Consider the following 8,306-nt stretch of genomic DNA (forward strand, 5'->3'; position numbering starts at 1 on the left):
GGGATCATGTTTGTTGGTCTTATGAGGTTGAGTTGTTGCAGAGTAAAAAATAGTATAAATTTCTACTTTCCGAAGTAATGTTTCTTAATAAAAACAACTAAAAGTAAAGGAAGGGATTTGAACCCACAGATGTAGAAGTAGATTATCTTGCTATATGAATAGTTTATAAAGAAAAAACAAAATATCTAACTTTTAACTTTCTGGATGCCTATTGTGCCATCTTTTAGAACAACCCATCTAAGTTTATCGCCATCTTTCAATTTTAGTATTTCAACAACCTCTGATGGTACTGTTATTCTTCTTCTTGATCCACGAATTGTGATCGCTGTCTCTTTGATGCATTTTACATCATCTAGTTCGATTTTCATGTGCTCAACAACCTTTGATAATAAAATAGATGTTCAAATATTTTGTTATAATACCAATATAATTTGGTAAAAATTATTTGGTTCATCAGCTTATTTCCCCCTCAAGATAAGCTTTCATCTCAGGTGTTTTTGGGTTATTAAAAACTTCATTAGCTGGTCCATGTTCTATAACTTTGCCAAAGTAAAGGAAGATTACGTAATCTGCGAGTCTTTTTGCCTGACGCAGTGTATGAGTAACCAATATAACGGTGTAATTCTCTTTTAATTTCAATAAGAGTTTTTCGATTTGTTGCGCTGAAATCGGATCCAAAGCAGAGGTAGGCTCATCACATAGCAATACCTCTGGTTTTACTGCAATAGCTCTAGCTAAACAAAGACGTTGTTGTTGCCCAACTGATAGTTTTGAGGCAGGCTCATGAAGTCGATTTTTTACTTCATTCCATATGCCAACCTCTGCAAGACAATGCTCAACTATTTTATCTAGTTCTTTTCCTTTTTTCTTATGATGAATTCTTAAGCCATATGCAACATTCTCATAAATCGACATTGGTAGAGGATATGGTTTCTGAGAGAGCAAACCCATTTTTTTCCTGATATCTGGTATTTCACTCCCTTTACAGGTAAGTATATTTTTGTTGTCAACCAAGATTTTCCCTGAAATTTTAACATCATCTTGTATCTCAAGTAAACGATTGAATGATTTCAACAAAGTAGTTTTTCCACATCCTGAAGGACCGATTATCGCGGTGAGTTTTTTAGCAGGAATATTAATATCTACATTTATAAGTGCATTATGTTTGTGATAATATACGTTTAAATTTTTTGTTTCTATTTGATTTTTTGTCATATAAACTCCTTCTATTTTATTACATGTCTTTTAAATCTTCTTGTTAATAACCTTGAAGATACACTTATTACAAGTACGACAACCAGAAGGATAAATGCTGCAGCATATGCTTTCGGTTGACCAGAGGGCAGGGAATAAAGATTAAAGATCATAGTTGGTAATGCCGCTGTTGAATCTAAAGGTGAAGAGGGTATACGATTCGAAAAACCAGATGTAAACAAGATAGATGCAGCATCACCAATGCCTCTACCAAGTCCTAAAAGAACCCCTGCCAGTATCCCTGGGAACGCCTGTTTTCTTAGAACCTTTATGGCAGTCTCAAATTTTGTTGATCCAAGTGAATACGCACTTTCTTTTAAACCTGATGGAACCATCTTTATCGACTCATCCATGGATCTTGTTATTATTGGAATTTCAAGTAGGGTTAGAGCAATGATTCCTGATAGTAAAGATGATCCCATACCAAAATATAACATGATCATAAGACAAAAAATACCATAAATTATAGAAGGAATACCCCACAAAACATCTAGAGTAAATCGAACAAAATTAGATACCTTGGAAGTAGTAAAATCCCTTTGTAAATAGAGAGCTATCATTAAACTTATCAAAAATGCTATACCCGTAGCTGGAAAAGCGAGAAATATTGAGCCGACAATCGCATTTAATATGCCGCCATCAAGATATTGTCCTTCAGTCGGTGTTTGTGTTATCATCTCTAAACTTATTGATGAAGCACCATTGTAAATTACGATACCAAAAATAATAAACAAACTACCCAAAACAATACATAAAGAAAGAATCATTAAAGATTTGAATAGTTTTTCTTCAAAAACACGTCTATTCAATATTTCCACCTCTTTTTAGCTCTTCTTAAAACAAGTACGCCGAGGAAATTAAATAGGAAAACGACAATGAATAAAATTAATGCTACTAACATGAGAGCAGATTCATGAAGAGGCATAGACATTAATTCGCCGTATTTTGATGCGATTAGAGACGCAAGGGTTTCGCCAGGGGAAAATAATGAAGTTGGCATCCTAGGTATACCACCGACAACCATGTTTACTGCGATGGTTTCACCAAATGCTCGTCCAAAGCCGAGTAATACTGCTGCTATAACGCTAGGGGCAGATGCGCGAAATATAACTTTTTTAACGGTCTCCCATTTTGTTGCCCCGGTAGACAAAGACGCTTCTTTTAGGGCAATTGGTATAGCATCAAATGCCTCGATACATAATGAGATTATTATAGGAAAAACCATGATTGCTAGGATTATTGCGGCAGTAAATATACAAAGACCGGTACTTCCAACACCAAACCATGGTGCTATAAAATCTTTTACCAATGGAACAAGAAAGAGAAAAGCACAAAGCCCGTATACTACTGATGGAACGCCAGCGAGTACATCTATAAATGGTCTGATTGTTCGCCTAACTTTTAAAGGAGCATACTCGACGATATATATTGCGCTTAAAAGAGATATTGGAACAGCAATTATAAGAGCGATTCCTGTAACTAATATTGTTCCGATAAGTATTGGTGCTAGACCAAATTGACCACCATCTGGATTCCATGTTGAAGAAAATAATATATCGAAGATGGATCTTTTTTGTAGAACTAATGCAGATTTAAACAATAAAAGAAGGAATATGGAAAAAAATAAAGCAATGGAAAATAGCGTGGATGCTAGCATGAATTTTGTGCCAATAAATTCACGCCATTTTCTAGTGTTCATATCACCAATTTCTTTCTAAATATTTTATATTATCGTTCTATCTCTGGTCTTGTACCGCTCTCAAGATAACCTATTTGTGCGGTTATCGTTTCTGGTGGAAGTGGAACATAGCCTGCATCAAGAACGTATTGCTGTCCTCCAGTTAATATCCAATAAACAAAATCTTTTACTATACCAGTGTAATTGTGTAAAGTAACTAGATGGAGTGCTCGTGCTGGTGGAGATGGATAAACGTAATTGTTTATAGCAGTTATAATAGTGCTACGATTTGCATATACATTTTCATTTTCATCCAGAACTCCATTTTCGTTGAGGTCGATAGGTACTGGTATTATATTATCAGCTGGTAAAACAGTTCCATCAGCAAGTTTTTTTGTGTATACATAGCCAATGTTGTTAAAACCGATTCCAAATTTTTCACGTTGGATTGTAGCAGCAAGTGTATTATCTCCATTTACAGCTGAATCTGCTGCGTTTATCAGATCGTTTTGTTTATATTTTCCAAGATACTTTGCCCATGTTTCAGCAGCACCACATGAATCAGATCTCGTATACACAACAATACGATCATTGCTAAGACTTTCGTTTCCAACAAGTTGTCCCCATGTTGTTATATTCCTTGTAATAAAAACATCTATAAATTGTTGTTTTGTGACGCCTTTTCTTAGAATTTCTTCAATAACTGGATTATTGGTGTTTATAGTTGCAACAACTGCATCTTTTACTACAGACACAAAAAATACTCCTTGTTGAATTTCTGTGTTGTTGATTTCTCTGGAAACCATACCGATATCTGCGATTCCAAGTAAAGCATCTGCCATACCTTGACCGGCGCCATTGCTAATGATATCGATATTTATTTCTGGATGGATTTTTCTATATTCTGATGCCCATTTTTCCATCATAGGTGTTAATGCAAATGCTCCTTCAATTTTTATTGTATTTTTATTTTTTCCAACGCAGCCACAGTTGCTGACAATTCCTATTGTAATAAGTGTTATGGTTGCAAATATTACTAGCATTTTTTTTTGTGATTGATTTTTATTTTTCATAATAGCTTCCCCATTTTGTCAAATGCCATGAGACACATTGACATGTAATACACTATGTACGGCGCCCTATTTAAAGTTATTGGTAAATTACCTATATTTGGTGGTATAGAACCAAAATGTTATGGATTCTCAAGGATTTTTAAAAGAAAAACTAAAATTATATACAGGAAAAAGATAAGGTGGACCTTGCTAAATTTGGGGGATTAAATGAAAACAGGAATAGTTTATCATGAGGACTACAACAAATACGATTTGGGCGTTGATCATCCACTAGTTGGCGACAAACCAGGTAAAACAATGGATTTACTAAAAGAAAAAAGTATTCTAAAAGATGTCAAGGTTTTCACACCAAAAAAAGCTAGCGAAGAAGATCTATTACGTGTACATACAAAGGATTATGTAAACAAGGTTAAGGAGTTGAGCTGCACCGGCGGTATGCTCTCGCTTGATACACCAGCGCCGATAGGTATTTTTGAGATAGCTAGTCTAGCAGCTGGTGGTACGATTATGGCTGGCGAAAAGTTGTTTGATGGATACCAATGCATGGTGAACCCACTTGCTGGTTTTCATCATGCTGGCAAAAATAGTTCATCTGGTTTTTGTTTTTTTAATGATATTGCTATTGTTATAGAATATTTACGAGTTAAACATAGGTTGAAACGTTTTATGGTTGTTGATGTTGATGTGCATCATGCGAATGGTACGCAGGATATTTATTATCTTGATCCAACTGTTTTAAAAGTTTCTATTCACCAAGATGGGCGTACGTTGTATCCTGGCACTGGGAGTATAGATAAAATTGGTGAAGGAGAGGGCAAGGGTTTTACTGTTAATCTTCCTATTCCACCTAGGACTGGTAATAAAAGTTATCTGAAGGCTTTTAATGATATTGTACCAAAATTAACCGATCAATTTAACCCTGAGATTATCATTTATCAGTCTGGTGTTGATACTCATCATGATGATCCTTTGGCAGATATTTTCTTGACGTATCAAGCATATTATCATATGGCTAAGAAGATGCGTGAGTTGTCTGTTGCTGGGTGTGACCGGCTTTTGGTTCTTTTAGGTGGCGGGTATAATAGTTTTGCTAGTGTTCAATCTTATTATAATGTTATGTGTGGTCTTTTGGGTAGGGAGGATTATATAAAAGAGGAGGATATCCCTGATCCAAGGGTTAGAGAGGTTGATGGTTTGATTTCGGAGCTTAAGGGTTTGCTTCGACCTTATTGGGTTCTATAGATCTTTTTAGTAGGTAAAGTTTATTAGAAGTTCTTTGATATAGCCCTTCTATCCCATTTTGTTTTTGAATGGGGTGGGTTGTTATGGGTGTTGAGAATCTTGATAAAATATTTAAGCCTAAGAGTATAGCTGTTATAGGGGCTTCTGCTACAGTTGGTTCTGCAGGTTACAGGGTTTTTCGTAACCTAATCGGGTCAAATTATGATGGCGTTGTTTACCCTGTGAACCCTAAATATGAGAGTATACTAGGTGTGCAGGCTTATCCATCTGTTACTGATTTGCCTAGGGTTGTTGATTTAGCTATTATTTTGACTCCTGCGAAAACTGTTCCAGATGTTTTAGAGCAGTGTGGCAAAAAAGGTATTAAGGGTATTATGATCATCTCAGCTGGTTTTAAGGAGATAGGTGCTGATGGTGTTGCTCTTGAGAAAAAGCTTTTGGAGATCAAGAACAGGTATGGTTTGAGGATTGTTGGTCCTAACTGTGTTGGTTTTATTATGCCTTATCTTAATTTGAATGCTACTTTTATTGGTTCTAACCCTGAGCGGGGTAATATAGCGCTTTTCTCTCAGAGTGGTGCGGTCTGTGGTGCTATTCTTGATTGGGCTCAGTCAGCGAAAGTAGGTTTTAGTTCATTTGTTTCTGTAGGTTCTATGCTTGATGTTGATTTCGGTGATCTCATAGATTATTTTGGTATGGATATTCATACTAGGAGTATAGTTCTTTATATGGAGTCTATAACTGATGCTAGGAAGTTTATGAGTGCTACGAAGAGTTTCGCGCGGGTGAAGCCTATTATTGTTATTAAATCAGGGCGCTATAAAGAGGGGGCGAAAGCTGCTTCATCGCATACTGGTGCTATGGCTGGTGAGGATGATATATACGAGGCTGCTTTCCGCAGAACAGGTATTGTTAGGGTGAAAGACATAGAGGATTTGTTTAATTGCTCTTCGATTCTTGCTAAACAACCGCGTCCAACTGGTAGAAATATTGCTATTGTGACAAACGCTGGTGGACCAGGTGTTCTTGCCACTGACTCGGTTATTGAAAAAGGTGGAAAGCTTGCTGAGCTCTCTGATGAAAGCATGCAGAAATTAAACCAGGTTCTGCCACCGCATTGGAGCCATGGTAACCCTATTGATATAATTGGGGATGGTGATGAGGAGCGTTATCAGAAAGCGATTGAGATATGTCTCGCGGATAATAATGTTGATGGTCTTTTAGTATTGTGTGTTCCCCAAGTAGTCGCTGACCCAAATAAGCTCGCTGAGAGATTAATTGATATAGCTAGAAAAACAACTAAACCTATTATCACCTCTTTTATTGGTGAAGCAACTGTTTATCATGCGAGACAGATACTAAACGCAAACAACATACCAACCTATGATACGCCTGATGAAGCCGTGGAATCTTACATGTACCTCTACCACTACGAGCGCCACCTTGCACAACTATATGAGACACCACAGGAACTACACATAAGTACACCATCCCACAAAGAGATAGCAAAAAATATTTTGGATAAAGCAAAGAAAGAAAAAAGAGATTTATTAGACGAAATCGAATCAAAAACTTTCATAGAACTATATGGTATTAAAACAACTAAACCACATGTAGCAGAAACTGAGGACAAGGCAGTTCAGTTATCTGAGAAAATAGGTTACCCTGTTGTGATGAAAATTCTTTCCCCGCAGATAACACATAAAAGCGATGTAGGTGGTGTAGCGCTTAACCTGCATTGTGAGGAAGATGTTAGAAAAACGTTCAAAGAGATGACAAAAAGGGCGAAAGAAAAGGTCCCAGATGCGAAAATACTTGGTGTAACAATTCAGAAAATGGCTAAGAACCATGGTTATGAGCTTATATTAGGTTCAAAGAAAGACCCTATTTTTGGTTCTGTTATACTATTTGGTTTAGGTGGTATTTACACCGAGTTATTCAAGGATCGTGCAATCGGTTTACCTCCTCTAAACCAGGTGCTCGCCCGTAGGATAATTGAGAAAACCAAGGCGTATGAACTCCTAAAGGGGTTCCGTGGTATGCCACCTGTGGACATAACAAAGGTTGAGGAGACACTGGTTAATTTCTCCCAGCTATTAATCGATCACCCTGAGATCAAAGAGATTGATATCAACCCGTTGATTGCTAGTGAAAACGACCTTATAGCTGTTGATGCGCGTATAATACTTGATAAAGAACCTGAGAAAAAGGTTCATCTTGTTATAAGTCCTTATCCAGATAAATACATAAAGAAAGTGAAACTCAAAGATAAAACTGAGGTTCTATTAAGACCTATAAAACCAGAGGATGAAATGCTATGGCTTGATATGTTCAAGAGTTTCTCTGAGGAAACAGTTTTGTTTAGATTCTTCAGGATAATTAAAGAGACGCCACATGAGATGCGAACACGTTACTGTAACATCGACTATGATCGGGAGATTGCTATTGTTGCTGAAATTGAGGAGAACAATAAAAAAAGAATGATTGGTGTAGCAAGGATTATCACTGAACCAGGGCGAAGTGATACAGCGGAGTTTGCAATTGTTGTTACAGATAAATGGCAGAGGCTTGGGCTTGGCTCAGAATTCATAGACTATATTTTTGAGATTGCTAGAGATAAGAAAATTAAGAAGATAAATGGTGTTGTTTTAAAGGAGAATAAACCGATGATTGCTTTATGTAAAGAGAAAAACTTCAAGTTCTCAGAAGGTGATCCTGGGGAATACAAGATTGAATACGATTTAACAAAGTAAAAAATATTTAGTAATAAACGATATTCATAAAGCTAATTATTTTTTAACTGTAACTCCTCAAATTTTTAGGGAATAATAATAATTAAATTGTAATTATATCTGTAAAAAACAACCGCAACATTTATATAATGTATTCCCTATTAGGGTATAATGGAAGGGTGGGTTAGGCGTATCCTTGATGAGCAGAAGAAGAAACGTAAGCTGCCTCTTGAAGTGAAGAAGATTGGATGGAATTACTATTTGTATTCATCAACAACTGTTTGGAGTAAAGAAGAGAAACGTAGGAAGAAAGTTTCTCGATACATA

The 8,306-nt window shown here is 36.4% G+C and carries 7 protein-coding genes; 2 read left to right on the forward strand and 5 right to left on the reverse strand.

Annotation, left to right across the window (positions count from 1 at the left end):
- Positions 1 to 185: 185 nt before the first annotated feature.
- The 5 genes from QHH19_05695 to QHH19_05715 form a co-directional block, all read right to left on the reverse strand.
- Positions 186 to 368, reverse strand: coding sequence for a hypothetical protein (locus tag QHH19_05695; GenBank protein MDH7517819.1), 183 nt, complete (start codon positions 366 to 368; stop codon positions 186 to 188).
- 85 nt (positions 369 to 453) lie between these two features.
- Positions 454 to 1,215 carry a phosphate ABC transporter ATP-binding protein gene (locus tag QHH19_05700; protein MDH7517820.1) on the reverse strand — a complete coding sequence of 254 codons (762 nt, stop codon included), beginning with the start codon at positions 1,213 to 1,215 and terminating at the stop codon, positions 454 to 456.
- Positions 1,216 to 1,226: 11 nt separating this feature from the next.
- Positions 1,227 to 2,063, reverse strand: coding sequence for a phosphate ABC transporter permease PstA (gene pstA, locus QHH19_05705; protein ID MDH7517821.1), 837 nt, complete (start codon positions 2,061 to 2,063; stop codon positions 1,227 to 1,229).
- Entirely contained in the window at positions 2,060 to 2,953 is an 894-nt protein-coding gene (gene pstC, locus QHH19_05710; protein MDH7517822.1) for a phosphate ABC transporter permease subunit PstC, read from the reverse strand. Before pstC ends, pstA begins: the two co-directional genes overlap by 4 nt.
- Before the next feature lie 29 nt (positions 2,954 to 2,982).
- Complete coding sequence (locus tag QHH19_05715) at positions 2,983 to 4,005, reverse strand: PstS family phosphate ABC transporter substrate-binding protein (GenBank protein ID MDH7517823.1); 1,023 nt, start codon at positions 4,003 to 4,005, stop codon at positions 2,983 to 2,985.
- A gap of 207 nt (positions 4,006 to 4,212) precedes the next feature.
- Between QHH19_05715 and QHH19_05720 the strand changes: the two genes are divergently transcribed.
- Both QHH19_05720 and QHH19_05725 read left to right on the forward strand, forming a co-directional pair.
- Positions 4,213 to 5,247 carry a hypothetical protein gene (locus tag QHH19_05720; GenBank protein MDH7517824.1) on the forward strand — a complete coding sequence of 345 codons (1,035 nt, stop codon included), beginning with the start codon at positions 4,213 to 4,215 and terminating at the stop codon, positions 5,245 to 5,247.
- Between the two features lie 83 nt (positions 5,248 to 5,330).
- Positions 5,331 to 8,000: a bifunctional acetate--CoA ligase family protein/GNAT family N-acetyltransferase gene (locus tag QHH19_05725; protein MDH7517825.1), complete on the forward strand. Its 2,670-nt coding sequence runs from the start codon at positions 5,331 to 5,333 to the stop codon at positions 7,998 to 8,000.
- Positions 8,001 to 8,306: the final 306 nt, after the last annotated feature.

This window comes from Candidatus Thermoplasmatota archaeon, from assembly GCA_029907305.1.
Classification (GTDB): Archaea; Thermoplasmatota; E2; order DHVEG-1; family DHVEG-1; genus JARYMC01.